The 24529-nt window shown below is 75.8% G+C and carries 22 protein-coding genes; 7 read left to right on the top strand and 15 right to left on the bottom strand.

What is annotated here, in order from left to right:
* Positions 1-50: 50 nt before the first annotated feature.
* Together NH342_RS05010 and NH342_RS05015 are read right to left on the bottom strand one after the other, a co-directional pair.
* A complete protein-coding gene (locus NH342_RS05010) occupies positions 51-629 on the bottom strand; it encodes a TetR/AcrR family transcriptional regulator (RefSeq protein WP_253012105.1) in 579 nt (192 codons plus the stop codon).
* A 1-nt stretch (position 630) separates the two neighbouring features.
* Entirely contained in the window at positions 631-987 is a 357-nt protein-coding gene (locus tag NH342_RS05015) for a multidrug efflux SMR transporter (protein ID WP_253012107.1), read from the bottom strand.
* 57 nt (positions 988-1044) lie between these two features.
* Here NH342_RS05015 and NH342_RS24085 point away from each other — a divergent pair, with 57 nt between their 5' ends.
* Positions 1045-2262, top strand: a complete 1218-nt coding sequence (locus NH342_RS24085) for an FAD-binding protein (protein ID WP_253012110.1) — start codon at positions 1045-1047, stop codon at positions 2260-2262.
* Here the strand turns inward: NH342_RS24085 and NH342_RS05025 are convergent.
* A complete protein-coding gene (locus tag NH342_RS05025) occupies positions 2251-3459 on the bottom strand; it encodes an arginine deiminase (RefSeq protein WP_253012113.1) in 1209 nt (402 codons plus the stop codon). The two genes, NH342_RS24085 and NH342_RS05025, sit on opposite strands and share 12 nt — an antisense overlap.
* Before the next feature lie 121 nt (positions 3460-3580).
* Entirely contained in the window at positions 3581-4579 is a 999-nt protein-coding gene (locus tag NH342_RS05030; RefSeq protein WP_253012116.1) for an EamA family transporter, read from the bottom strand.
* Positions 4580-4651: 72 nt separating this feature from the next.
* Here NH342_RS05030 and NH342_RS05035 point away from each other — a divergent pair, with 72 nt between their 5' ends.
* On the top strand, positions 4652-5554 hold the full coding sequence (locus NH342_RS05035; RefSeq protein ID WP_253012120.1) for a LysR family transcriptional regulator: 903 nt from the start codon (positions 4652-4654) through the stop codon (positions 5552-5554).
* Here NH342_RS05035 and NH342_RS05040 read toward each other — a convergent pair.
* Together NH342_RS05040 and NH342_RS05045 are read right to left on the bottom strand one after the other, a co-directional pair.
* Positions 5541-5882, bottom strand: coding sequence for an STAS domain-containing protein (locus tag NH342_RS05040; protein WP_253012123.1), 342 nt, complete (start codon positions 5880-5882; stop codon positions 5541-5543). The genes NH342_RS05035 and NH342_RS05040 overlap by 14 nt on opposite strands.
* A 48-nt stretch (positions 5883-5930) precedes the next feature.
* Positions 5931-7619, bottom strand: coding sequence for an FAD-binding oxidoreductase (locus NH342_RS05045; RefSeq protein WP_253012126.1), 1689 nt, complete (start codon positions 7617-7619; stop codon positions 5931-5933).
* Between the two features lie 113 nt (positions 7620-7732).
* On the opposite strand from NH342_RS05045, the gene NH342_RS05050 reads away from it, so the two are divergent.
* Positions 7733-9247, top strand: coding sequence for a glycerol-3-phosphate dehydrogenase/oxidase (locus tag NH342_RS05050; RefSeq protein ID WP_253012129.1), 1515 nt, complete (start codon positions 7733-7735; stop codon positions 9245-9247).
* Here NH342_RS05050 and NH342_RS05055 read toward each other — a convergent pair whose 3' ends face one another.
* Both NH342_RS05055 and NH342_RS05060 read right to left on the bottom strand, forming a co-directional pair.
* On the bottom strand, positions 9248-10075 hold the full coding sequence (locus tag NH342_RS05055; RefSeq protein ID WP_253012133.1) for an amidohydrolase family protein: 828 nt from the start codon (positions 10073-10075) through the stop codon (positions 9248-9250).
* 30 nt (positions 10076-10105) lie between these two features.
* Entirely contained in the window at positions 10106-11296 is a 1191-nt protein-coding gene (locus tag NH342_RS05060) for an alanine racemase (RefSeq protein ID WP_253012136.1), read from the bottom strand.
* 162 nt (positions 11297-11458) lie between these two features.
* Here NH342_RS05060 and NH342_RS05065 point away from each other — a divergent pair, with 162 nt between their 5' ends.
* Positions 11459-12274 (top strand): methyltransferase domain-containing protein, encoded by an 816-nt coding sequence (locus tag NH342_RS05065; RefSeq protein ID WP_253012139.1) that lies wholly within the window; start codon positions 11459-11461, stop codon positions 12272-12274.
* Positions 12275-12322: 48 nt separating this feature from the next.
* On the opposite strand, the gene NH342_RS05070 is transcribed toward NH342_RS05065, so the two are convergent.
* From NH342_RS05070 to NH342_RS05085, 4 genes are all read right to left on the bottom strand, one after another.
* Positions 12323-13396 carry an aromatic acid exporter family protein gene (locus tag NH342_RS05070; protein WP_253012142.1) on the bottom strand — a complete coding sequence of 358 codons (1074 nt, stop codon included), beginning with the start codon at positions 13394-13396 and terminating at the stop codon, positions 12323-12325.
* A gap of 15 nt (positions 13397-13411) precedes the next feature.
* On the bottom strand, positions 13412-13732 hold the full coding sequence (locus NH342_RS05075; RefSeq protein ID WP_253012146.1) for a TfoX/Sxy family protein: 321 nt from the start codon (positions 13730-13732) through the stop codon (positions 13412-13414).
* A 137-nt stretch (positions 13733-13869) separates the two neighbouring features.
* Entirely contained in the window at positions 13870-16260 is a 2391-nt protein-coding gene (locus NH342_RS05080; protein ID WP_253012149.1) for a bifunctional diguanylate cyclase/phosphodiesterase, read from the bottom strand.
* Positions 16261-16401: 141 nt separating this feature from the next.
* The gene (locus NH342_RS05085) at positions 16402-17160 is read right to left on the bottom strand and encodes a MerR family transcriptional regulator (RefSeq protein WP_253012152.1); all 759 of its coding nucleotides are present in this window, start codon (positions 17158-17160) and stop codon (positions 16402-16404) included.
* A 75-nt stretch (positions 17161-17235) separates the two neighbouring features.
* Here NH342_RS05085 and NH342_RS05090 point away from each other — a divergent pair, with 75 nt between their 5' ends.
* Entirely contained in the window at positions 17236-18117 is an 882-nt protein-coding gene (locus NH342_RS05090; RefSeq protein WP_253012155.1) for a haloalkane dehalogenase, read from the top strand.
* Here the strand turns inward: NH342_RS05090 and NH342_RS05095 are convergent.
* A complete protein-coding gene (locus NH342_RS05095) occupies positions 18114-18983 on the bottom strand; it encodes a 3-methyladenine DNA glycosylase (RefSeq protein ID WP_253012158.1) in 870 nt (289 codons plus the stop codon). The two genes, NH342_RS05090 and NH342_RS05095, sit on opposite strands and share 4 nt — an antisense overlap.
* A gap of 101 nt (positions 18984-19084) precedes the next feature.
* Between NH342_RS05095 and NH342_RS05100 the strand changes: the two genes are divergently transcribed.
* The gene (locus NH342_RS05100) at positions 19085-20833 is read left to right on the top strand and encodes an FAD-dependent monooxygenase (RefSeq protein ID WP_253012161.1); all 1749 of its coding nucleotides are present in this window, start codon (positions 19085-19087) and stop codon (positions 20831-20833) included.
* Here the strand turns inward: NH342_RS05100 and NH342_RS24460 are convergent.
* Positions 20743-21138, bottom strand: coding sequence for a DUF3291 domain-containing protein (locus NH342_RS24460; RefSeq protein WP_374209412.1), 396 nt, complete (start codon positions 21136-21138; stop codon positions 20743-20745). The genes NH342_RS05100 and NH342_RS24460 overlap by 91 nt on opposite strands.
* Positions 21139-21253: 115 nt before the next feature.
* Here NH342_RS24460 and NH342_RS05105 point away from each other — a divergent pair, with 115 nt between their 5' ends.
* On the top strand, positions 21254-23539 hold the full coding sequence (locus NH342_RS05105) for an AAA family ATPase (protein WP_253012164.1): 2286 nt from the start codon (positions 21254-21256) through the stop codon (positions 23537-23539).
* A 111-nt stretch (positions 23540-23650) separates the two neighbouring features.
* Here the strand turns inward: NH342_RS05105 and NH342_RS05110 are convergent, their stop codons facing one another.
* Positions 23651-24514: a tryptophan 2,3-dioxygenase gene (locus tag NH342_RS05110; RefSeq protein ID WP_253012167.1), complete on the bottom strand. Its 864-nt coding sequence runs from the start codon at positions 24512-24514 to the stop codon at positions 23651-23653.
* Positions 24515-24529 lie beyond the last annotated feature (15 nt).

Below are 24529 nucleotides of genomic sequence, written 5' to 3' on the forward strand. Positions count from 1 at the left end.
GGCCCGCTGTAACCACGGTTTACGCCGGGTGAGGACCTAGGTCCCGGTCCTCACCAGCGCCGGCGCCGGCTCAGCAGCTCGGCCACGGCGTCCTCGGTCGCGGCTCGGGCGCCGCCCCCGCCCTCCACCAGGGCCGACAGCGCCGTGCCGTCGGCCAGCGCCACCAGCCGGGCCACGGGCACCTCGCGGTGACCGCCGCGCGCGAGCACCTGCGCCAGCAGCTGGTCCACCCGGGCCCGGGTGGCGGCCAGGACCGGCCGCAGCGCCGGGTGCCGGCCCGCCGCCAGGAAGCGTTCGTAGTGCGCCTGCAGCTGCTCGTCGGTCTGCCGCCCGGCGCCGAGCAGCACGTCGAGGACGACCACGGCGGTGTCGTGGGTGCTGCGGCGCCCGGTGGGGAGGGCCGCGACGGCCGCGGCCGCCGCGGTCGTCTCGGTCTCCCCGACCCGGGTCACCGCGGCCACCAGCAGGTCGCCGAGGGCGCGGAAGTAGTAGGTGGTCGCGGCCAGGGGCACCCCGGCCGCCGCCGCGACCGCCCGGTGCGAGACCGCATCGGGGCCGTGGTCGGCCACCAGCTGCGCCGCGGCGGCCACGATGGCATCCCGGCGGGCCTCCCCCTTGGGCGTGGTCACCTCAGTGCGCCGACGACGGGGCCAGGTTGAGGCCGACCACGCCGGCCACGATGAGCAGGATCGACAGGATCCGCACGGTGCCGACCGGGTCGCCGAGCAGCACCATGCCCACCACGGCGGTCCCCGCCGCACCGATGCCCGTCCACACCGCGTACGCGGTGCCCACCGGCAGGTCGCGCAGCGCGGTGGTCAGCAGGGTGAAGCTGATGCCGGCGCAGACGACGAAGGACAGCGTCCACCAGAGCCGGCTGAAGCCCTCGGAGTTCTTCAGCGACACCGCGAACGCCGTCTCGAACAGACCGGCCACGACCACCAGCACCCAGGCCACGACGGCCTCCTCCCACTCGGATCTGCACAACCGTACCGGAAAAACGGTACAGGCGTACAGGTTGGCCCGCTCGCCTACGGTGGGGACGTGGAACAGGACTGGGCCGGCACGCACACCTACACCGCACGGGTGCTCCGCCCGCGCAGCACCGACGAGCTCCAGCAGGTCGTCCGGGACGCCCCTAGGGTGCGCGCGCTGGGCACCCGGCACACCTTCAACGGGCTGGCGGACTCACCCGGCATCCTGGTCGACCTGACCGCGCTGCCGGACCGCGTGGACGTCCGCCCCGACGGCACGGTCGCGGTGACCGCCGGCACCACCTACGGGGCGCTCGCTCGCGAGCTGCACCGGCAGGGCCGGGCCCTGCACAACCTGGGATCGCTGCCGCACATCTCCGTCGGCGGGGCGGTGGCCACCGGCACGCACGGCTCCGGCGATCGCGCCGGCGCGCTGGCCACCGCGGTCCGGTCCCTCACCCGCATCGGGCCGGACGGCGAGGCCGTCGAGGTGACCGGGGACGACGTCGCCGCCCAGGCCGTGGCGCTCGGCTCGACCGGGGTGGTCACCGAGCTCGTGCTGGCCACCGAACCCACCTACGACGTGCGCCAGGACGTCTACCGCGGTGTCCCGCTCGCCGAGGTGACCGGGGGGCTCGGCGCCGGTGACAGCGTGAGCGCGTTCACCCGCTGGGACGGTGCCGCCGACCTCTGGGTCAAGACCCGGCTGCCCGCCGACGCCCCCGACGAACTGCTCGGCGTGCCGCGCGACCCGGACAGCCGGGACCGGATCACCGACGAGATCGTCGGGAACGTGACCCCGCAGGGCGGCGTCCCCGGCCCGTGGCACGAGCGGCTGCCGCACTTCCGGCACGACGCCACCCCCAGCAACGGCGACGAGGTGCAGTCGGAGTTCTTCCTCGACCGGGCCGACGCCGCGGCCGCCGTCGAGGCGGTGGCCGGGGTCGGCGACCGCATCCGCGAGCACCTGGTGGTCAGCGAGCTGCGCACGGTGGCCGCCGACGACCTGTGGCTGTCGATGGCGCACGGCCGGGACTCCCTGGCGGTGCACTTCACGTGGCGGCGGACCCCCGGCACCCTCGCCGAGGCGGTGCCCCTGGTCGCCGAGGTGCTGGCGCCCTTCGGTGCCCGGCCGCACTGGGGCAAGGTGCACCCGCTGCGCGCGGCCGGGCTGGCCGGCGTCGTGCCCTGCCTGGACCGGGCCCGGGAGCTGTTCGACTCCCTCGACCCCGAGGGCGTGTTCGCCTCGCCGGCCGTGGTCGCGCTGGGGGTCCGCTCAGGCCGGTGAGGCGTCGCGGACCACCGGGCAGCTCATGCACCGGGGCCCGCCGCGGCCGCTCCCCAGCTGGTCGCCGGCGATCGGCACCACCTCGATGCCGGCGTCCTCCAGCGCCTTGTTGGTCACCGTGTTGCGCTCGTAGGCCACCGCCAGGCGGGGCCCGATGCAGAGGGTGTTGTTGCCGTCGTCCCACTGCTCGCGCTCGGCGGTGACCGGGTCCAGGCCGGTGTCGATCAGCCGCAGCCGGTCGATGCCCATCGCGTCGGCGGCCGCGGCGAGGAACGGCCGGGGACCGCTCACCCGCAGGTCGCCCGCCTCGGGCTCCTCCCCGGCGCGCACCGTCCAGGCGACCAGGGTGTCGGCGACGGCGGGGTACATGACCATCGCGTCGACGTCGACCATCGTGGCGATGGTGTCCAGGTGCATGGTCGCCCGCTCCTGCGCGATCGGGACGACGAGCACCGTGTGCGCCAGGCCCCGGGTGAAGACCCGCCGGGCCAGCCGCTCGGCGCCGCCGGCGGTGGTCCGCTCGCCCACGCCGACCGCCAGGACGCCGGGCGCGAGCAGCAGCACGTCGCCGCCCTCGAGGTGCTCCAGCGTCGGGTCGTAGAGCCGCTGCGGACCGGCGAAGCGCGGGTGGTGGGCGTAGACCGCGCCGGTGATCGTGGACTCCCGGTGCCGGGCCGGCATCGCCAGCGAGGTGATGGCCACCTGGTCACCCACCCAGACGCTGGAGTCGCGGGTGAACAGCAGGTTCGGCAGCGGCCGCACCACGAAGTCCCCGGGTCCCATCAGCTCGAAGGCCAGGCCCCGGGCGCCGGGCAGCTCGTCGTGGGCCACCCCGCCGATGAGGGCCGCGGCCAGCTCGTCGGACGCCAGGTCCGACAGGTGCGCCACGCAGGTGTGCCGGAGCGTCTCGCCGATGCGGGGGTCGTCGACCGCAGCGGTGACCAGCTGATCGCGGGCGTCGGGGACGTCGAGCACCTCGGCCAGCAGCCGGTCCAGGTGCAGCACCTCCACACCCCGGCTCGACAGGGCCGCGGCGAACGCGTCGTGCTCGTCCTGGGCCCGCGCCACCCAGGGGACGCCGTCGAAGAGCAGCTCGTCGTTGTTGCGGGGGGTCAGCCGGCGCAGCTCGGCCCCGGGGCGGTGCAGCAGCACCGTGCGCAGTCGCCCGACCTCGCTGGTGACCAGGGGGGAAGTCATGGGCAGACTGTGCCCTGTGGCGGACGACGAGCGACAACCAGCCGTGCCCCAACCCGCCTGGTTCGTGGTGCTGCTGGGCCTGGGACTGGCGGTCCTCGTCGCCGCGCTGTGCTTCTTCGCGCTATCGGCGCTGGGCGCCCGCGAGGTCGGCAGCGGCTTCGCCGTCCTGGTCGGCGTCCTGTCGGCGGTCGTCGGCGGCTTCCTGGCCCGCTCGGTCGCGGCCAAGCTGCCGCCGGTGCGCCGCCCGCGCTGAGCCGGTCGAGCCCACCAGCACCCCGCCGACCACCAGGGCGCCGCAGGCGAGCTCGGTCGCGGAGGTGGCCTCGCCGAGCAGCAGCCAGGCCGCGCCGATGCCGACCACCGGCACCAGCATCGAGAACGGCGCCACCGAGGACGACGGGTTGCGGCTCATGAGCGTGGCCCACAGCCCCGAACCCAGGACGGTGCCCACCAGCACCGTGTAGGCCAGACCGCCGACGGCGAGCAGGCCCGTCGCCGTCCCGAGGCCGGTGAAGGAGCGGCCGATCTGCGCCGGGCCCTCCACCAGCAGCGAGACCGCCAGCATCGGCAGCGGCGGCACCACCGACATCCACAGCGTCAGCCGCAGCGGGTGCGGCGCGCGGGCCTGCCGGGTGGCCAGGTTGCCCAGCGCCCAGCCCAGCCCGCCGCAGAGGGTGAGCAGCACCGGCAGCAGCAGCGCCCCGCCGTCGACGTCCGCGCGGTGCACCGCGATGCCGCCCAGCCCGGCGATGGCCACGGCCACCCCGAGGGCCTGGCGCCCGGTGACCCGCTCGCGCAGCAGCACACCGGCCAGCAGCACGGTGAACGGGGCCGAGGACTGCAGCACCAGCGACGCCAACCCGGTGGGCATCCCGACGGCCATCGCCAGGTAGAGGAAGAGGAACTGCAGGACGCCGAAGCCGACGCCGTAGCCGAGCACCCACCGCCACGGGACGCCGGGGCGGGGCACCAGCAGCACCGTGGGCACCGCGAGCAGGGCGAAGCGCAGCGCGACCAGGAAGAACGGCGGGAACTGCGCCAGCGACAGGTGGATCGCGACGAAGTTCAGCCCCCAGCAGACGGCGACGAGGCAGGCCAGCAGGCGGTCCCGGGTGCTCACGTCGACCACTGTGCGGTCGCTTCCCGTGCAGCACCATCGAATGGTTCTGCGTCGTCGATGTAGCGTCGCTGCATGGACGTGCGCGCGCTGGAGACGCTGCGCGCGGTGCGCAGCCAGGGCGGGGTGACCGCCGCCGCGGCCGTGCTGCACCTCACGCCGTCCGCGGTGTCCCAGCAGCTGGCGGGGCTGGCCCGCGACACCGGGGTGCCGCTCACCGAGCGGGTCGGCCGCGGGCTGCGGCTCACCGCGGCCGGCGAGGCGCTGGCCGACGCCGCCGTCGACGTCGCGGTCGCCCTGGAGCGCGCACGTGCCGCGTGCGCGGCCTTCGCCGGCTCGCCGACCGGCTCGGTGCGGGTGTCGGCGTTCCAGAGCGCGGCGTGGATGCTGCTGCCCGGGTTGCTCACCCGGGTCGCCGCCCGGGGCGGGATCACGGTGGAGTGCGCCGACGAGGACGTCGCGCAGGACGCCTTCACCGCGCTCACCGACCGGCACGACGTGGTGGTGGCCCACCGCCCGGCCGAGGCCGACCCGGGCTGGGGACCCGACGTCCGCGTGGTCCCGCTGCTGCGCGAGCCGCTGGACGTCGCCGTCCCGGCCGGGTCACCCCTGGCCGGGCGCAGCGCCCTGGAGCCGGCCGACGTGGCCGGGGCGGACTGGATCGCCGTCCGGGAGGGGTTCCCGGTGGCCCGGGTGCTCACCGACGTCGGCGTCGCGACCGGCACCGCGCCCCGCGTCGTGCAGCGGATCAACGACTTCCACGTCGTGGAGGCGCTGGTCGCGGCCGGGCACGGCATCTCGCTGCTGCCGCGCTACAGCTCCGGGGGGCACCCCGGGGTCGTGCTGGTGCCGCTGGCCGGGGTGCGGGCCGGGCGGCAGGTGGACGCGCTGGTCCGCCCGGACACCGCCGAGCGCGCCGTGGTGGCGGTGGTGCTCGAGGAACTGCTGGCGGTCGCCGCCGAGATCAGGCGGGGATGACCGAGGCGGGCACCGACCGGAACACCCGGCTCAGGCCCGTCTGGTTCAGCAGCAGCCGCAGCGACGTGGGGGGCTCGACGACCTCGAGCTCGCCGCCGGCGCGCTTCTGCTTGCGGGCCAGGTGCACCAGCAGCTCCAGCCCGGCCGAGCTCATGAAGGTCACGCCGCGGACGTCGACCCGCGCGGGCCACTCGGCGGGGCGGACGGTCACCCGGAACTGCCGGACGACGTCCTTGTCGATCTCGCCCGTGAACACCAGCAGGGTGCCGTCGGCGGACAGCTCGACGGACCCGTGGTCGGGCGCTGTGGCTTCAACGTCCGTGGTCATGCAGCCCAGGGTGTCCCGGACCACGCACAGCCAAACCCGACACGCCGCTCAGGAGGGCAACAGCACCCCGGGGTTGCAGATGCCCTCGGGGTCCAGCGACGCCTTCACCGCCCGCAGCACGTCCACGCCGAGCGGCCCGACCTCCCGGTCCAGCCACGGGCGGTGGTCGGCGCCCACCGCGTGGTGGTGGGTGAGCGTGCCGCCGGCGGCCAGCACCGCGTCGGTGGCGGCCCGCTTGGCGCCCAGCCACTGCTGCAGGGGCAGGTCGTCGTCCCGGTCGGCCAGCACCGTGAGGTACAGCGAGGCGCCCGTGGCGTAGCCGTGCGACACGTGCGTCATGACCAGCGGCTGCTTGCCCGGGCCGGCCAGCGCCTCGCGCAGCGCCCGGCGCGCGGCGTCGTACACGGTGGGCAGCGCGCTCCAGGTGGCGGCGGTCTCCAGGGTCTCCACCAGCAGGCCGTGGTCGAGCAACCGGTCGCGCAGGTAGGGCCCCTCGAACCGGTGCCGCTCCCAGGTCTCGCCGACCCGGGAGCCCGCGCGCTTGCCGCCGTCCTCCCGCAGCAGCGACGTGGCCGCCCGCTGCCGGGCCCGCACCAGGGTGGGCAGTCCCTGCCAGCCCACCACCAGCAGGCAGCCCGACCCGTGCCCGCGGGTGCGCAGCGCACCGCGCAGCGCCCGGGCGCCGGCGCCCCCCGACAGCAGCAGGTTGGCGCGGGTCTCGTCTGGGTCGCTGAGCCGGACGACGTCGGGCAGCAGGTCGTGCCGGGCCAGCCGCTGCAGTGCCGCGAGCCCGGCCGCCCAGCTGCGGAAGGACCAGCCCTCGTACTCCTGGACCCGCGGACGGGGCCGCACCCGCACGGTCAGCTCGGTGATGACACCCAGCGCGCCCTCCGACCCCAGCGCCAGGCCCAGCAGGTCGGGGCCGGCCGCGGACGCCGGCGGGTGGCCCACCTCGAGCACCCCGGACGGCGTCGCCAGCACCAGCGAGGCCACCAGGTCCTCGAACCGGCCCACGCCGGTGGAGGCCTGGCCGGCGCTGCGGGTCGCGGCGTACCCGCCCAGGGTGGCGAACTCCCAGCTCTGCGGCAGGTGGCCGAGGGTGAGGTCGTGCTCGGCGAGGGCGTCCTCCAGGGCCGGCCCGCGCATGCCCGGGCCGACGGTGACCAGCGAGCTGGGGACGTCGACCGCGACCAGCCCGGACATCCGGGAGAGGTCGACGACCACGACCGGCCGGTCGTCGACGTCGGTGCCGGACAGGCCGCCGACCACGCTGGTGCCGCCGCCGAAGGGGACGACGACCACGCCGTGCCGGCTGCACAGCTGCAGAAGGGCGGCGGTCTCGGCGGTGTCGGCGGGGGTGAGGACGGCGTCGGGGGCGTCCGAGGCGTCGCCCGAGCGGCGGCGGAGCAGGTCCAGGTAGCTCTTGCCGCCGGTGCGCCGCAGCCGGGACTCCCGGTCGTCGCGCACGTTCTCCAGCCCGAGCAGGGTCACCAGCTCGGCGCGCACCGGCACCGGCAGGCGGCTGGGGGCCAGCTCGACGTCCGCCACCGGGACCGGCGGGGTGTGCCGCGGCGTCCAGCCCAGCTCGCGGGCCAGGTGCTTGCGGGCGGCCTTGGGCAGCGCCTTGGCCAGTGCCTGGTCGGCGGTCAGCTCCAGCGTGCCGCCCTCGGCCACGTGCGCGACGCGGGTGCCGGGGGGACCCCAGCCCTGGACGGTCAGTTCGGGTTGCTCGGCCACCGGGACAGTCTGCCCGCCGGGGTCTCCCCGGTATTGGAAGCTCTACCCGACCGTCGCGCCCCGATCGGCAGGGTGGAGCTTCCGATACCTGGGCGTTGGGGGAGGGTGGGGTCGTGATCGGCACCCGCCTCGACCCCGCCCGCCGCGCCCGCGATCTGGACCGGCTCGGGCGCGCGGTCGACGTCCTGGTGGTCGGGGGCGGGGTGACCGGCGCCGGGGTGGCCCTGGACGCGGCCTCCCGGGGCCTGTCGGTGCTGCTGTGCGAGCGCACCGACCTGGCGGCCGGGACGAGCCGGTGGTCCTCGAAGCTGGTGCACGGCGGGCTGCGCTACCTGGCGCACGGCGAGGTCGGGTTGGCCCGGGAGTCCGCCCGCGAGCGCGCCGTCCTCATGGGGGTGACGGCGCCGCACCTGGTCGCGCCGCTGCCATTCTGCGTGCCCGCGGTCGGCGGCACCGACGTCGCCGCCGTCGCCGGGGTGGGCGGGGTGCTCGGGGACGCCCTCCGCGCATCGGTGCGCGGCGGGCGCGGGTCGCTGCCCCGGGCCCGGCGGGTGGGGGCCGACCAGGTCGCGGCGTGGCTGCCGGCGGTGCGGCCGGGGCGCGGGGGCGTGGCCTTCTGGGACGGCCAGCTCGTCGACGACGCCCGGCTGGTCGTGGCGCTGGCCCGCACCGCCGCGGGGTACGGCGCGTCGGTGCTCACCGGGGCGTCGGTGCTCGGCGTCGACGGTCGGACCGCGGTCGTCGAGGTCGAGGGACGCCGGGTCGAGGTCGAGGCCGGGGTGGTGGTCAACGCGGCGGGTGTGTGGTCGGCCGGGCTGGACGACGGCGTCTCGCTGGTGCCCTCGCGCGGGTCGCACCTGGTCGTCCGCGCGGAGCGACTGGGCCACCCCACCGCGGCGCTGACCGTGCCGCTGCCCGGCTCCCGCTCCCGCTACGTCTTCGCGCTCCCGCAGGACACCGGGCTGGTGTTCCTCGGCATCACCGACGAGCCGGTCGAGGGCCCGGTGCCCGACGAGGACCCACAGCCCTCGGCGGCCGAGGTCGAGCAGCTGCTGGGCACGGTCAACCGGGTGCTCGCCGACCCGCTGACCACCGACGACGTGGTGGGCGCCTACGCCGGGCTGCGCCCGCTGGTGCTGCCCTCGGACGCCGTCGCCGGCGCCACCGCGGACCTCTCCCGCACGCACCTGCTGCACCGGTCGGGCTCGGTGCTGACCGTGGTGGGCGGGAAGCTGACCACCTACCGGGCGATGGCCGAGGAGACGGTGGACGCCGCCCTCGACGTGCTGGGCCGGGGTGCCCGCCGGTCGGTGACGGCCCGGCTCCCCCTGGTCGGGGCCGCGCCGCGCCGGGTGCTGGACGGCGTGGACGCCCCGGCCCGGCTGGTCGCCCGGTACGGCACGGAGGCGCCGGCGGTGCACGCGCTGGGGGGTGAGCCGCTGGTGGCCGGCCGGCCGGAGACGGTGGGGGAGCTGCGCTTCGCCGTCCGGGCGGAGGGCGCCCGCACGGTGGCCGACCTGCTCGACCGCCGGACGAGGGTGGGTCTGGTGCCGGCCGACCGGGAGGCGGCGGCCGCCCGCGCGCAGGAGACCCTGGCCGACGAGCTCAGCCGCCGCCCCGGGCGCTGATCATGGGGTTGGTGCCACGGACACGCCGGGGGCCGGCGCGGCGCGTGGCGACAACCCCATGATCACGGCTGAGGGGGCAGGGGAAGGGGGCAGGCGGTAGAGGCGTCTGGCGTTGTCCTCGAAGACCGCCTCCGCGTGCTCGCCGGCGGCCCGGGCCAGCAGGTCGAGGTCGGTGTCGGCGAAGGGACGGCGGGCGCGGGTGCTGGGCAGGTCGGTGCCGGCGACGAGGGCCTGCGGGTCGACGGCCAGCACCCGGGTCACCGCGTCGACGACGTCCAGCTCCACCCGGCCGAACCCGGTCGCCTTGACCACTGCGCCCGTCCCGACCAGCCGCAGCAGGTCGGGCAGGCCGCCGGCGTGCAGGCCCAGGTGGTCGACCACCACCTGCGGCAGCGGGTGCAGCACCGGCGCGAGGTCGGCGAGGTCGCGGCCGTCGACGTGGAGCTCGGTGTGCCAGCCGGCCAGCTCGTGCACCCGGCGGGCCAGCCGGTCGAGGTCGGCGAGCGGGGCCGACCCGCCGCGGCGCAGGTTGACCCGCACGGCGCGCACCCCGGCGGCGTCCAGCCGCAGCACCTCGGCGTCGGGCACGTCGGCCGGCAGCTGGGTCACCCCGACGAACCCGGGCCCGAGCTGGGCCAGCGCGGTGGCCAGGTAGGTCTGGTCGAAGGCCTGGAAGGACCCGGAGACGACGGCGCCGCCGACGACGTCCAGCCCCGCGACCCGGGCCCGGTAGTCGGCCACGGTGAAGGGCTCGGGCACGAACCCGTCGTTGGGCACCAGCGGGAACGCCGGGTCCACGACGTGCAGGTGCGCGTCGACCAGCCTCACAGGAACGCCCGCCTCACAGGAACGCCTCCCTCACAGGAAGGCCTTGCCCTCGCCGCGGTAGGTGGGCACCGACCCGACCAGCGCGTCGCCGCTGACCAGGTGCAGCTCGCCGACCCGCTCGGCCAGCTCGCCGGCCTTGGCGTGCCGGAACCAGACCCGGTCGCCCAATCGCAGGCCCGCGGCGGGCGGGCCGAGCAACGGGGTCTGCGCCTCGCCGGCGCCCTCGAGCGGGCTGAAGCGCAGGCCGGCCGGCCAGGCGATGGTGGGCTGCCGGTCGGGGCCGGGTGGGCCCGAGGCGATCCAGCCGCCGCCCAGTGCGGTGGCGACCGTCGTCGACGGCCGGCGCACGACCGGCTGCACGAAGTAGGCGGCGGGCCGCGGCCGGAACCGGCGGTACCCGTCGAACAACCCGGGTGCGTAGAGGCCGGACCCGGCGGCGACCTCGGTGACCGCGGGCTCGGCCGAGGTCTGCTCGACCGAGCCGGTGCCGCCGCCGTTGACGAACCGCAGCGGCGCCAGCTCCGACACCGCGGCCACCACCGCGGCCCGCCGGTCGGCGAGCTCCCGGGCCGACGCCCGCTGCATCGCCCGCACCGCCAGCTGCCGCAGCCGCGGGCCCGCGCCGTCCGCCGTCCCGGCGATCTGGCCCTCGTAGGCCATCAGGCCGTCCAGGTGCAGCCACGGCCGGTCCAGCACGGCGCGGGCCAGCGCGACGGCCTGCGCGGGAGTGCGCACCGGGGACCGCAGCGGACCCAGGTGCACCCGCCCGCCGAGCAGCTCCAGCGCGGCGTCCAGGTCCAGGCAGACCTTGATCGGCGCGGCGGGGGAGCGGCCGACCGCGGCCTCGACGACGTCCAGGGACTCGACCGAGTCGACCATCAGCGTGACCCGCGCGGCCAGCTCCGGGTCGGCGGCCAGGGTGGCCATCGCGGGGCCGTCGGTGCTGGGGTACCCGACGACGACGTCGGCGTGGTCGGCGGCCAGCCAGACCGCCTCGGGGAGGGTGAGGGCGAGGACGCCGGCGAACCCGGGGCGGGCCAGCGCCCGGTCGGTCAGCGGCCGGCAGCGCACGGACTTGCTGGCCAGCCGGATCGTGGTGCCGGGGGCGGCCCGGGAGACCAGGGCGTCGGCGTTGGCGTCGAATGCGTCCAGGTCGACGACGGCGAAGGGCGGCTGCAGGTCAGCGGTCGCCGCGCGCAGGGCGGCCGGGCGGTCGGTCACCGCCCGGCCGGGGCCAGCAGCGGGTCACGCCGCGCCGGGCGGCGTCGGGTGGCAGGCGGCACGGCGCGGATCGTGCCACGCCGAGCCGCACGCTCAGTGCTTGTCGTTCACTGAATGGGACAGCCTGTTCACATCGTGGGACGGCAGGTGCACGCTGACCCGGTGGACATCTACACCCACGGCCACGCCGACGCCGTCCTGCAGTCCCACCGCTGGCGCACCGCGGAGAACTCCGCCGGGTACCTGCTCCCGCACCTGCGGCCCGGCCTCGACCTCCTCGACGTGGGCTGCGGGCCGGGCACGATCACCGTCGACCTGGCCCGCCGGGTCGCCCCGGGCCGCGTCCTGGGCCTGGACGTCGTCGAGGACCCGCTGGGCGAGGCCCGCGCACTGGCCGACCGGGAGGGCGTGCCGGTCGGGTTCGCCGTCGGCGACGTCTACGCCCTCGACCTGCCCGACGACTCCTTCGACGTCGTGCACGCCCACCAGGTGCTGCAGCACCTGACCGACCCGGTCGCCGCGCTGCGCGAGATGGCCCGGGTGTGCCGACCGGGTGGGCTGCTCGCCGTCCGCGACGTCGACTACGCCGCCACCACCTGGTTCCCCGAGGACGACGGCCTCGCCCGCTGGCTGGACCTCTACCGCCGGGTGGCCCGGCGCAACGACGCCGAGCCCGACGCCGGCCGCCGGCTGCGGGCCTGGGCGCACGCGGCCGGCCTGCGCGAGGTGACCGCGTCGGCGTCCACCTACTGCTACGCCTCGGACGCCGAGCGCCGCTGGTGGGGCGACTCGTGGGCCGGCCGGGCGACCGCGTCGTCCTTCGCCGAGCAGGCGGTGGCCTACGGCCTGGCCACCGCCGACGAGCTCGCGGACGTCGCCGCGGCCTGGCAGCGCTGGGCGGCCGCGGACGACGGCTGGCTGGGCATGCTGCACGGCGAGCTGCTGGTCCGGGTCGGCCCCTCAAGCACCACCGGCTAGCCGCCGATCAGGGGTGTGGAGGCGCCACTGAGCCCGGTACCGGCCGGCTCAGTGGCGCGGCGCCGCCTCCAGCGCGTGCAGGGACCGCCGCACACCGACCGTGACCGCGCCGAGCGCGAAGAACCCCTCGTCGTCGGGCACCTCGGCGGCGCGCAGCAGCTGCACCAACCGGTCCAGCGCGGCCACCGCGGCGTCGATGGCGTCGTCGCGGGAGTCCCGCTCGGGGCCGTCGTGGTACGGGATGCGGACCACGCCGGCCAGCCCGGTGAGGGCGTCGGCGAGCACCCACCCGGTGCCGTCGTCCACCCGGTCCAGGCCGCGGCGGTGCGGCTGGAACTCCGCGACCAGGTCGGTCAGGTCGTCGACCAGCACGGCCACCCGGTCCAGCGCGCGGGACTGCTCGCGCACCCGCGCCGCGGTGCCCTGCCACCGCGGCGCCCGCGGGTTGGCCCGCCGGGCGCGCTCGACCTGCGTCTCGGCGGCGCGCATGCGGTCCAGGGCGGCGTCCAGCGCGCGGCCGCGGTGGGCCCAGTCCTCCGGGTCGGGGACGGTGCCGCCGCGGACGGCGTCGGCCATGTCCACCAGGTGCGCGGCCAGCAGGCCGCGGGTGACGGCGATCCGCTCCACGGCGACGGTGAGCATCATCGGCGGGAACAGCACGGTGGTGACGGCGACGCCGACCGCGGCCCCGAGCAGGGTCAGCCCGCCGTAGCGCAGGACGTAGGCCGCTGGGTCGTCGGTGCCGATGGTGAGCATCAGGACGGCGGCGAAGCTGACCCAGCTGGCCTGCTCGCGCAGCAGCCGCCACTGCTCCACCACGACGGCCGCGGCGACGATCAGCGCGATGGTGAACGCGTTGGGCACCCCGCGGGTGACCTCGTACAGCGCGACGGCCAGGCCGAAGCCCAGGAACATGGCCGCGACCGTCCGCCAGGCCGCACCGGCGGAGTCGGCCACCGTGGGGTGCACGGCGATGACCGCGCCCAGCGGGGCGTAGTAGGCGTAGTCGGCCAGCGTCGGCGGCAGCAGCACGGCGAGCTGCCAGGCCAGCCCGGCGGCGACGGCGGCCCGGATGCCGCGCTGCACCCACGGCCGGCGCAGCACCTCGACGAGCGCGATCACCGGGCCCAGGGTGCCCTACGCCCGGGCAGCCGCCGCGAGGCCCGCGTCGACGTACCCCCGCAGCGCGGCGGCGTCCAGGGTGGCCGGGTCGACCAGCACCCAGCCGGCCAGCTCCCGGCCCTGCATGACCATCCGGGCCACCCCGTCGCGGGTGACCAGCTCGTCGGCCAGCGCCGGGTCGCAGCGCACCATCAGCCCGCCGTTGCCGCTGACCGCCAGCGCCATGGACCCGCCGACCAGGAACGCCAGCCCGCCGAACATCCTCTTCTCGGCGAGGTCGGGGACGTCGGCCAGCGCCGTCCGCACCCGCTCCGCGAGCTCCAGGTCGTACGCCACGCGCGCAGGATGGCGGCCCCCACCCGCCGCGGGCAACACCGATCGGCAGGAGAGCCGGGGACGGCACAGGCAGGGGTCCACGACGACGGAGGGGTCCGAGGCGCGAGGTCCCCTCCACGAGGAGGGGACGGACGCGCTCAGCCCACCCGGGGGACGGCCGTCGGCCGCGGTGCGGCCCGGAGGGTCGCCGTGTGTACCGCCTCCAGGTCCAGGGCCGTCACCCAGCCCTGCACGGGCAGCGGGTGGCCGGTCAGCCAGCCCTGCACGGCGTCGCAGCCCAGCCGGAACAGCAGCTGCAGGTCCGCGGGGTCCTCGATGCCCTCGGCCAGCGCGGACAGACCGAGGTCGTGGGCGAGCCGGATGCTGTGCCCGACGATGACGGCGGCCGCCGCGTCGGAGGCGATGCCCGAGGTCAGCGAGCGGTCGAACTTCACCTCGTCGATGGGCAGCCGGTGCAGGTAGGCCAGCGAGCTGTAGCCGGTGCCGTAGTCGTCGACGGCGATGCGCAGCCCGATGGAGCGCAGCGCGGTGAGGGTCTGCAGGGCGCGGTCGGGGTCGAGCATGAGGGTGTCCTCGACGACCTCGACGGTGAGCGCCCGGGCGGGCAGGCCGTGCCGGTCGAGCGCGTCGGCGATCCGGTGCGGCAGCAGCGGGTCGTCGAGGTCGGTGGCGCTCAGGTTCACCGCGACGGGCACCTCGCGCTCGGCCCACCAGCCGGCGACGCCGCCGAGGGCGAGGTCGAGCACCCGCTCGGTGACGGCGTCGGAGAGGTGACCGTGCTCGGCCGCGCGCAGCACCTCGCCGGGGCCGAGGAGGCCGCGGACGGGGTGCGCCCAGCGCAGCAGGGCCTCGCAGCCGACGACCGTGGCGACGGTGCCGGTGCCGGTGGCCTCGATGCGGTGCTGGGGCTGGAAGTGCAGCAGCAGCTGGTCGTCGGCGTCCAGGGCGGCGTGCAGGTCGTCGACCCAGGCCAGCAGGCCGTCCTCCTGTGCCCGGCCGCAGCGGGCGGGGTCGTGCACGGCGACGCCGCTGGTGCTGGCCTGGGCCTCGGCGAGGGCCTGGTCGGCGCAGCGCAGCAGGTCCCCGGTGGTGGCCTGCTCGCCGGGCCGGCCGTCCAGGGCGTGGCTGGTCGCCGTCCCCACGTTGACGGTGAGGTGCAGCCGGTGGCCGTCCAGGTCGAAGGGCCGGCCGAGCGCACCGCGGACCTGGGCGGCCAGCAGTGCGGCGCGCGCGGCGTCCTGGCCGACGAAGGCGAGCGCGAAGTCGTCGCCGTCGATGCGGGCGACCACGGTGCCGGGCCCGGCCAGGGTGGACAGCTGGGCGGCGACCCGCTGCAGCACCCGGTCACCGGTCTCGTGGCCGGCCTCCTCGTTGATCCGGCGGAACCCGTCGAGGTCGAGGGCGAGCAGGGTGACCGCTTCGGGCCCGGCGAGCCAGCGGTCGACGCCGGCGCCCAGGCCGCGGCGGTTGAGCAGGCCGGTGAGCGGGTCGGTGAAGGCGTCCTCGAGCTGCTCGAGGGCGGCGCGGGCGACCCGGATGGTGAGCTGGAACCGGACCACGACCACCGCCAGGCACCCGGCGCCGGCCAGCACGAGCGGCAGCACCCAGCGGCCGGTCCCGGCGGAGTGGGCGGCGAGCAGGACGGCGAGCAGGTTCGCCCCGCACCCGGCGAAGGGCAGCACGTTGGACCAGCTGCGCAGCCGGTGGGTGGCGTCGAGCACGGCGCGGTCGGTGGTGCGCGCCGGCCGGGTGACGGCGTAGGCGAGGACCACGCAGGCGCCGACCATGAGCAGGAAGGACGGGCCGGGGGATGCCGGGCCCTCGTGGTGCAGCGAGTACCCGGAGGCCAGGTCCGCCGCGAGCACGAGGGCCGAGCCGGCGAGCAGGGGCGGGACGACGGAGTCCCGGCCGGGGCGCAGCACGGAGAACAGCGCGACGGCCCCGGAGACCAGGGTGACGTCGATGCCGGTGAGGACCAGGACGGCGCGGGTGGCGGCGTCGGTCCCGCCGTCGCCGATGCCGATGAGCACGACGGTGCCGGCGACGGCGGTGAGCCCGAGGGCGGTGCTGACCGAGTCCAGGCCGATGCCGGCGAGCACGAGGCGTCCGCGCAGGGGCAGCACCAGCGACAGCAGCAGGACCCCGATGCCGACCTGGCCGACCAGGTGCAGGCCGTCGAGCAGCCAGGCGAGGGCGCCGGACGGCACCGGGTGCAGGACGCGCGCGACCACCGCGCCGAGGGCGAAGGCGCCCAGGCCGATGCCGAGGGCGCGGCGGGCGACCGCGCCGGGGGAGCCGGGCAGGGGGTCGCGCAGCGCGACCAGGGCGGCCAGCCCGTGCACCCCGGCCAGGACGACGACGTCGAGGACCAACCGCCAGGCGCGGTCGGGTGAGCTGGCGCTCTGCACCAGCCCCCACCCGGCGAGCACGCCGGCGGTGACGAGCAGGGCGCGCGGCGAGGTGACCCGGTGCAACAGCGGTCGGGTGCCGGGCGGGTGGTGCATCGCGACGGTCTGCACGGTCGACATCACCCTTCCTGGTCGTCGTCGGACCCACGGGCGAGCAGCGGGGTCGCTGCTCGTCCGTGGGTTCTCGGCGACCGCGGGCGCGACGTTGACCAGGAGTGGAGCCGTCCCACCCCCGCGGGTGAGAACGGAGCCGTTCCGGTTTCAGCCCTGCCGGGCGGCGTTCGCCTGGCAGGCGGTGCTGACGTAGGCGGCCAGCCCCGGTGCGATCTGCTCGTAGTGGGCGGTGAACCGCTCGTCCTCGACGTACATCCGGCCCAGGCCGGCGTGGATCTCCGGCGGGCAGTCGTAGAAGCGCCGGGTGATGTGCTGCCGGTGCTCCTCGGCCAGGTCCATCGCCCGCTCGCCGTCGGCGGGTGCGCCGTCGGCCAGGGCGGCGGCGAACCGGCGCTCGAGGTCGTCGGTCTCGGCCTTGATCGCCAGCCAGTCGGCCTTGCCGTAACGGCTGGTGCGGGCCTGCGACTGCGCCCACGCCTCGGTGTCGCCCCAGCGCTGCTCGGCCTCGTCGGCGTACTCCTCGGGCAGCCAGTCGCCGAACACCGCGAGCTTCTCCTGCGGGGTCATCGGGTTCCCCATCTCCAGTGCCTCCATCTCCTTCTCCACGGCCGCCACCATCGCGTCGGTCCGGTCCCGCTGCTCCAGGAGCAGGCGGTGCTGCCGGCGCAGGTGCTCGCCCGCGTCGGCGTCCGGGTCGTCCAGCAGGGCGGCGATCTCCTCGAGGCCGAAGCCGAGCCCGCGGTAGACCAGCACCTGCTGCAGCCGGTCGACGTCGGCGAGCTCGTAGACCCGGTAGCCGGCCGCGGTGCGGCCGGACGGGGTCAGCAACCCGATCCGGTCGTAGTGGTGCAGCGTGCGCACCGTGACCCCGGCCAGCCTGGCCAGCTCGCCCACCGTGTGGCTCATCGCTCCGTCCTCCTCATGCCGACGATGGAAGCGCCTCACGTCGCGTCAGGGTCAAGTCCGGCGCAGGATCGGGCGATGGCGGCTTCCCCGCACGACCCCTTCCCGCGCTCCCGGGCGCGTGTCCGCGGCCACGAGATGGCCTACGTCGACGTCGGCGAGGGGGACGCGATCCTGCTGCTGCACGGCAACCCGACGTCGTCCTACCTCTGGCGCGGGGTCATCCCGCACCTGACCGGGCTGGGCCGGTGCATCGCACCGGACCTCATCGGCATGGGCGAGTCGGACAAGCTGCCCGACCCGCAGCGCGGCACCTACTCCTTCTCCGCGCACGCCGAGTTCCTGGCCGACCTGCTCGAGGAGGTGCAGCTCGGCGACCGGGTGACCCTGGTGCTGCACGACTGGGGCGGTCCGCTGGGCTTCGACTGGGCCCGGAAGAACCCCGACCGGGTCCGGGCCATCGCCTTCCTCGAGACGATCGTGACGCCGTTGCTGTGGGCCGACTGGCCGCAGGCGGCGAAGGGCGTGTTCCAGGGCATGCGGTCCGACCACGGCGAGGAGCTGGTGCTGGAGCGCAACACCTTCGTCGAGCGGATCCTGCCCGCCTCGACGCTGCAGGGGCTGGCTCCCGAGGTGCACGACCGGTACCGGGCGCCCTACCCGACGCCGGAGAGCCGCTGGCCCACCCTGGAGTGGCCGCGGAACATCCCCATCGAGCACGTGCCGCCGGACGTGCACGACGTCGTCGACGCCTACGGGGAGTGGCTGGCGTCCTCCGACGTCCCGAAGCTGTTCGTCGACGCCGACCCGGGGTCGATCCTGGTCGGCCGGCAGCGGAACCTGGTCCGGCGCTGGCCGGCGTTGACCGAGGTGCAGGTGCCGGGCAACCACTTCGTGCCGGAGGACAGCCCCGACGAGCTGGGGTCGGCCATCGCGGACTGGCTGCGCGGGCTCCCCTAGAGGACGGCCGGCTCCAGCACGGCGTCGCAGACGGCGAGCAGGCGGGCGCGCAGCTGCTGGCCGCGGGCGGCGAAGCCCCGCTGCGCCGCGGCGTACTCGGCCTTGCCCGTGGCGGTCTCGACCGGCACCGGGTCGTAGCCGTGGTCGGCGAGGTCGTAGGGGCTGGCCCGCATGTCCAGAACCCGGATGTCCACCGCGAGCTCGAAGCAGTCGGCCAGCAGCTCGCCGGGCACCGCCGGGGCGAGCTTGTAGGCCCACTTGTAGAGGTCCATCCCGGCGTGCAGGCAGCCCGGCTGCTCCAGCGCCACCTGGGTGCCGCGGGTGGGGGTGAGCGCGTTGCGCGGGGCAGCGGTCGGGGTGAAGAACCTGTAGGCGTCGACGTGCGTGCACTGCAGGCGGTGCGACTCGACGACGGCGTCGGTCCCGGCGGGGCCCAGTCGCAGCGGGACGGCGCCGTGCCGCGGGGCGGCCCGGTGCACCATCGCCCACTCGTGCAGGCCGAAGCACCCGAACTGGCCCGCCCGGCTGGCGGTGGCACCCAGCAACCCGGCGACCCAGCCGGCCGACGTCCCGCGCTTGGCGCGGTAGGCCGCGAGGTCCAGCCCGACCGACCCGTCGTCCAGCCGCGCGTACAGCGGCCAGCCCAGCCGCTCCTCCGCGAGGTCGCCGGTGACCGAGGCGCCGACGCCGGCGTGCCAGCGCAGCAGCCGGGCCGGCGGTTCGGAGTAGTAGGTGAACAGGAAGTCCAGCACCGGGTGCGCCTCGTGCCGCTGCCGCCGCTCCAGGTGCGGCCCGACCCAGGTCAGCAGCCGGTCCCGGTGTGCGGCGGCGCGGGCGGTCGCCTCCTCCGGGGTCAGCGCGGTCATGCGGGCCAGCGTAGATCGGCCTTGACAGTGGTCGAACGTTCAACGACCGTCAGGGCCAGGCCGTGACCGCGGTCACCCGGAACTCGTCGAGGAGTGCGCCCGTGCCCGTGGAGACCGACGTCCTGGTGGTGGGGACCGGCCCCGCCGGTGCCTCCGCCGCGCTGTTCCTGGCCACCTACGGCACCCGCGTCGTCGTCGTCACCAAGTACTCGCGGCTGTCCCAGGACCCGCGGGCGCACATCACCAACCAGCGGGCGCTGGAGACCATGCGCGACATGGGTGTCGAGGACACCCTCATGGCGCTGGCCACCCCCTGGGAGCTGATGGGGACGACGACCTTCTGCACCTCGCTGGCCGGCGAGGAGCTGGGCCGCATCCCGAGCTGGGGCACCGACCCCGCCCGGCACGCCGACTACCAGCTGGCCAGCCCCTGCACGATGCTCGACGCCCCGCAGACGATCACCGAGCCGGTGATGGTCAAGGCCGCCCAGGACCGCGGAGCGACGGTGCGCTTCGACACCGAGTACCTGCGGCACGTGCAGGACGACGAGGGCGTCACCACCACCGTCCGCGACCGGTTGAGCGGCCTGGAGTACGAGATCCGCTCGAAGTACCTGGTCGGCGCCGACGGCGCGCGGTCCAAGGTCGCCGCCGACCTCGAGCTGCCCTACGAGGGCCCCGGCGCGGTGGGCGGTGCGCTGGGCATCGTGTTCAAGGCCGACCTCACCCACCTGGTCGCGCACCGGCCCTCGGTCCTGTACTGGATGCTGCAGCCGGGCGCGGAGAAGGAGGGCGTCGGCCTCGGAGTCCTCCGGATGATCAAGCCCTGGACCGAGTGGATGCTCATGTGGGGCTACGCGGTCGCCGACGGGCCGCCGGAGCTGACCGACGAGTTCGTCCGCGAGCTGGCCGTCGGGCTGGTCGGCCGGGACGACTTCGAGATGGAGGTGCTGTCCGGCTCGCCGTGGACGGTCAACCACCACTTCGCCACCACGATCGCCCGGGGCAGGGTGTTCTGCGCCGGCGACGCGGTGCACCGGCACCCGCCGACCAACGGCCTGGGTTCCAACACCTCCATCCAGGACAGCTACAACCTGGCCTGGAAGCTGGCGCACGTGATCGACGGAGCCGCGGGTCCTGCCCTGCTGGAGTCCTACGACGCCGAGCGGGCTCCGATCGCGCGCCAGGTCGTCGAGCGGGCGAACCAGTCGATCGCCGACACCGGCCGGATCATGGCCGCCCTGGAGCTCACCGACACCACCGACACCGAGGCCCTCGAGCGCCAGCTCGCGCTGCGCCGGGCGCCGGGGCCCGAGGGGGACAAGGTGCGCGCCGCCGTGCGGGAGGCCATCGCCTACAAGGCCTACGAGTTCGACGCGCACGGCGTGGAGCACAACCAGCGCTACGCCTCGTCCGCCGTCGTCCCCGACGGCACCGACATGCCGCCCTACCGCCGCGACCACCAGCTCTACGCCCAGCCCACCACCTGGCCCGGCGCCAAGCTGCCGCACGCCTGGGTCACCCGCGGCGGCCGGGAGGTCTCCACCCTGGACCTGGTCGGGAAGGGCAGGTTCGCCGTCGTCACCGGGGTCGGCGGCGAGGCATGGCTGGACGCCGCCGCGTCGCTGGGCGCGGAGCGCGGCCTGGACATCACGCCGGTCGCCATCGGGCCGGGCCTGCCCTACGACGACCCCTACGGCACCTGGGCCGACCTCCGCGAGATCGCCGACGGCGGCTGCCTGCTGGTCCGGCCCGACTGCTACGTCGCCGCCCGGCACCTCGAGGCACCCGGGGACGGCGCGCAGGAGTGGCTGGCCGGTGCGCTGGACCAGGTGCTGGGGCGCCGCTGACCGGCGTGGATCAGGTGGGACGACGAATGTGCATCCTCAGCCACCGACGTCGGCGGCGGAGGATGCACGCTGGTCGTCCCACCTGATCCACGGTCGTCGCCCACGGTCTCGGGCGACGTCCAGGTGCTCATGTCGACGATCAGCGCGTCGTCGCCGGGACCCCGGACGGCGGTGGCGTCGCCGTCCTCGGTCTGCAGTCGCCGGACGAAGCCCGGGGCGGCGTCGCCGGCCGCGTCGACCGGCTCGAGCAGGTCGACGGGACCGGCCAACCGGGCCGAGGTCAGTGGATCGACGGGCAGCGCGATCGAGCTGGGCGAGGTGGTGACCGGTCACGGCGCGGACCCTGGCGCGCGGTGATCACCGTTCGGCAGGTTCTGCGACTACCTTCGACGGGCCCGCGCACTAGGAGGAGACCTGCACGTGTCGAGCACCGTCCCGAACCTCGCCGAGGAGCAGGAGCACGTCACCGGCCTCTACGCCCGGTTGGACGCTGCCCGCGAGCTGGCGGTCACCCGCCGGCAGCAGGCGATCTCGGCGCCGCTGGTGGACAACCCGCAGGCGATGGGGGAGAAGGAGGCCGCGGTCCGGTTCCACGGCACCCGGATCGTGCAGCTGGACGCCGCCGAGGCCGGGCTGGTGCTGGGCCGGCTGGACCGGGAGTCCTCCCCGCAGCCGCTCTACGTCGGGCGCACCGGCCTGCCCGCCGACGACGCCGGCGGTGACCCGGCCCTGGTGGACTGGCGCGCCCCGGCCAGCCGGCCCTTCTACACCGCCACCCCGTTCCGGCCCGAGGGCATCACCCGGCGCCGGCACATCCGCACCCTGGGCCGGACGGTCACCGGCATCGACGACGAGGTGCTGGTGCTGGCCGAGGGCGAGGAGGCCGACGACCGCGGGCTGACCGGCGAGGCGGCGCTGCTGCGCGCGCTGACCGCCGAGCGGACCGGCCGGATGACCGACATCGTGCGGACCATCCAGGCCGAGCAGGACGCGATCATCCGCTCGGACGCCCGCGGCATCCTGGTCGTGCAGGGCGGCCCGGGCACCGGCAAGACCGCGGTGGCGCTGCACCGGGCGGCCTACCTGCTCTACACCCACCGCGACCGGCTGGCCCGCAGCGGCCTGCTCGTCGTCGGCCCCACCCCGACCTTCCTGCGCTACATCGCCGACGTGCTGCCGGCCCTCGGCGAGACCGGCGTGGTCATGGCCGGCCTGGGCGACCTGCGGCCGGGGCTGTCGACCACGCTGGTCGACGAGCCGGCCGTCGCCGAGGTCAAGGGGCGCCTCGCCATGGCCGAGGTGGTCGCGACCGCCGTGAAGGACCGGCAGGGCGTGCTGCGCGGCACCCGCGAGCTGGTCGTCGACCGGGAGCGCATCCGGCTCCGCGCGGGTGACGTCGCGAAGGTGCGCACCCAGGCGCGGCGGGCGTCGCGGCTGCACAACCTGGCCCGCCCCGCCTTCTACCGGGGCCTGGTCGACCTGCTGGCCCAGCGGGTGGCCGACCGGCTGGGGTCCGACGTCCGTGGCGGGGAGAACCTGCTCGACGCCGAGGACCGCCGCGCGCTGCGCCGGGAGATCGCCGGGGAGCCGGCGGTGGTGGACCTGGTCGAGGAGCTGTGGCCGCTGCTCACGCCCGAGGACCTGCTGCGGGACCTGTTCGCCTCCCCGGAGCGGCTGGCCCGGGCCGCGAAGGGGCTGTCCGAGGCCGACCGCGCGCTGCTGGTGCGCGACGCCGACGCGCCGTGGACGGTGTCCGACGTCCCGCTGCTCGAGGAGGCCGACGAGCTGCTCGGGGTCGACGACTCCGCGGAGCGGGCCGCCGCGGCGCGCCGGCGGCAGGCGGGGCTGGACGAGGCGCAGCGGGTCCTGGACCTGCTGCACGGGTCCCGGTCGCACGACGCGGACGACGACGAGGAGTCCGAGGAGCTGATGGCCGGCGACCTGCTGGACGCCGAGGGCCTGGCCGCCCGCGCCGACGAGGCCGACTACCGCTCCACCGCCGAGCGGGCCGCCGCCGACCGCACCTGGACCTTCGGGCACGTGGTCGTGGACGAGGCGCAGGAGCTGTCGGCGATGGCCTGGCGGGTGCTGGCCCGCAAGTGCCCGACGCTGTCGATGACGGTGGTCGGGGACCTGGCGCAGACCGGGACGCTCGGCGGGGCGGACAGCTGGGCCGAGGTGCTCACCCCGCACGCCCGCACCCAGTGGCGCCAGGCGGTGCTCACGGTCAACTACCGGACGCCGACCGAGATCATGGAGGTCGCCGCCGACGTGCTCGCGGCGTCCGGGTCGTCGCTGGAGGCGCCCCGCTCGGTGCGCAGCAGCGGTGAGCCGCCGACCGCCGAGCGGGTGGCCTCGGCCGACCTGATGGACCGGGTCGCCGAGGTGACGGCGGACCTGGCCGGCAAGGGGGGGACGGCGGCGGTCGTCGTGCCGCCGTCGCTGTTCGACGCCGCCGTGGCCGCGCTGCCCGAAGCAACCGCGGGGGCGGACGCCGACTCCTCGGCCGGGCCGGTGCTGCTGCGCCCGGCGGAGGCCAAGGGGCTGGAGTTCGACTCGGTGGTGCTGGTGGAGCCGGCGGCGGTGCTGGCCGAGGGCGTGCGCGGGGACTCCGACCTCTACGTCGCGCTGACCCGCGCCACGCAACGGCTCGCCGTCCTGCACGCGCAGGAGCTGCCCGACAGCATGTCCCGCCTCACCGACTGAGCGCCCCCCGCCCCCCACCGCAGCGTTGATCAGGGAGGTTGATCGAACTCCGTCCTCCCGCGCGAGATCTGGTGCAGGAGGACGGACTCCGGTGCAGGAGGACGCCTCCGGTCAGCGGGCGGAGGCGCCGATGCCGGTGCGCACCTCGTAGAGCTCGGGGAAGAACGTGAGGTCCAGGGCGCGGCGGAGGAAGGCCGCACCCGAGGAGCCGCCGGTGCCGGTGGTGAAGCCGATGGTGCGCTGGACCGTGCGCAGGTGGCGGAAGCGCCAGAACTGGACGGCGTCCTCGATGTCGACGAGGTCCTCGCAGGTGGCGTAGGCGTCCCAGTGCGCGTCGGTGTCGTCGTAGACGCGGCGGACCACGGGGACCAGCTCGGGGGCGAACACCCAGGCCTTCGTGACCTCGCGGTGCAGCAGCTGCTCGGGGACGGCGTGGCCGTGCCGGGCGAGGTGGGCGAGGAAGGCGTCGTAGACGGTGGGCTCGGCGAGCAGGTCGGCCAGCACTGCGCGGGCCGTGGGGTCGGCGTCGAAGACCTCGAGCATGGCCGCGTTCTTGTTGCCGAGGATGAACTCGACGGCCCGGTACTGGTGGGACTGGAAGCCCGAGGAGCTGCCGAGCGAGCCGCGGAACTCGGCGTACTCGCTCGGGGTCAGGGTGGCCAGCACCGACCACTGCTCGGCCAGGGTCTTGAAGATGTGCTTGACCCGGGCCAGGCCCTTGCGCGCTCGAGCGGGGTCGTCGGCGTCGAGCTGGTCACGGACCGCGCGCAGCTCGTGCAGGACCAGCTTGAACCACAGCTCGGTGGTCTGGTGCTGGATGATGAACAGCAGCTCGTCGTGGTGCTCGGGCCGGCTGACCGGGTGCTGGGCGGACAGCAGGCGGTCCAGGTCGAGGTAGCCGCCGTAGGTCATGGTGTCGCGCAGGTCGGTGCGGATGCCTGCCTCGAGGGGGCGTTCGCCCGCGTGCTCGCTCATCCCCGCATCGTGCAC

The organism is Klenkia sp. PcliD-1-E, from assembly GCF_024124375.1.
Lineage (GTDB): Bacteria > Actinomycetota > Actinomycetes > Mycobacteriales > Geodermatophilaceae > Klenkia.

Excerpts from the sequence above, each read along its gene's own strand:
- NH342_RS05025 (WP_253012113.1), bottom strand. The coding sequence starts at position 3,459 with ATGACTTCCCCCCTGGTCACCAGCGAGGTCGGGCGACTGCGCACGGTG.
- NH342_RS05035 (WP_253012120.1), top strand. The coding sequence starts at position 4,652 with ATGGACGTGCGCGCGCTGGAGACGCTGCGCGCGGTGCGCAGCCAGGGC.
- NH342_RS05040 (WP_253012123.1), bottom strand. The coding sequence starts at position 5,882 with ATGACCACGGACGTTGAAGCCACAGCGCCCGACCACGGGTCCGTCGAG.
- NH342_RS05080 (WP_253012149.1), bottom strand. The coding sequence starts at position 16,260 with ATGTCGACCGTGCAGACCGTCGCGATGCACCACCCGCCCGGCACCCGA.
- NH342_RS05085 (WP_253012152.1), bottom strand. The coding sequence starts at position 17,160 with ATGAGCCACACGGTGGGCGAGCTGGCCAGGCTGGCCGGGGTCACGGTG.
- NH342_RS05090 (WP_253012155.1), top strand. The coding sequence starts at position 17,236 with ATGGCGGCTTCCCCGCACGACCCCTTCCCGCGCTCCCGGGCGCGTGTC.
- NH342_RS05095 (WP_253012158.1), bottom strand. The coding sequence starts at position 18,983 with ATGACCGCGCTGACCCCGGAGGAGGCGACCGCCCGCGCCGCCGCACAC.
- NH342_RS05110 (WP_253012167.1), bottom strand. The coding sequence starts at position 24,514 with ATGAGCGAGCACGCGGGCGAACGCCCCCTCGAGGCAGGCATCCGCACC.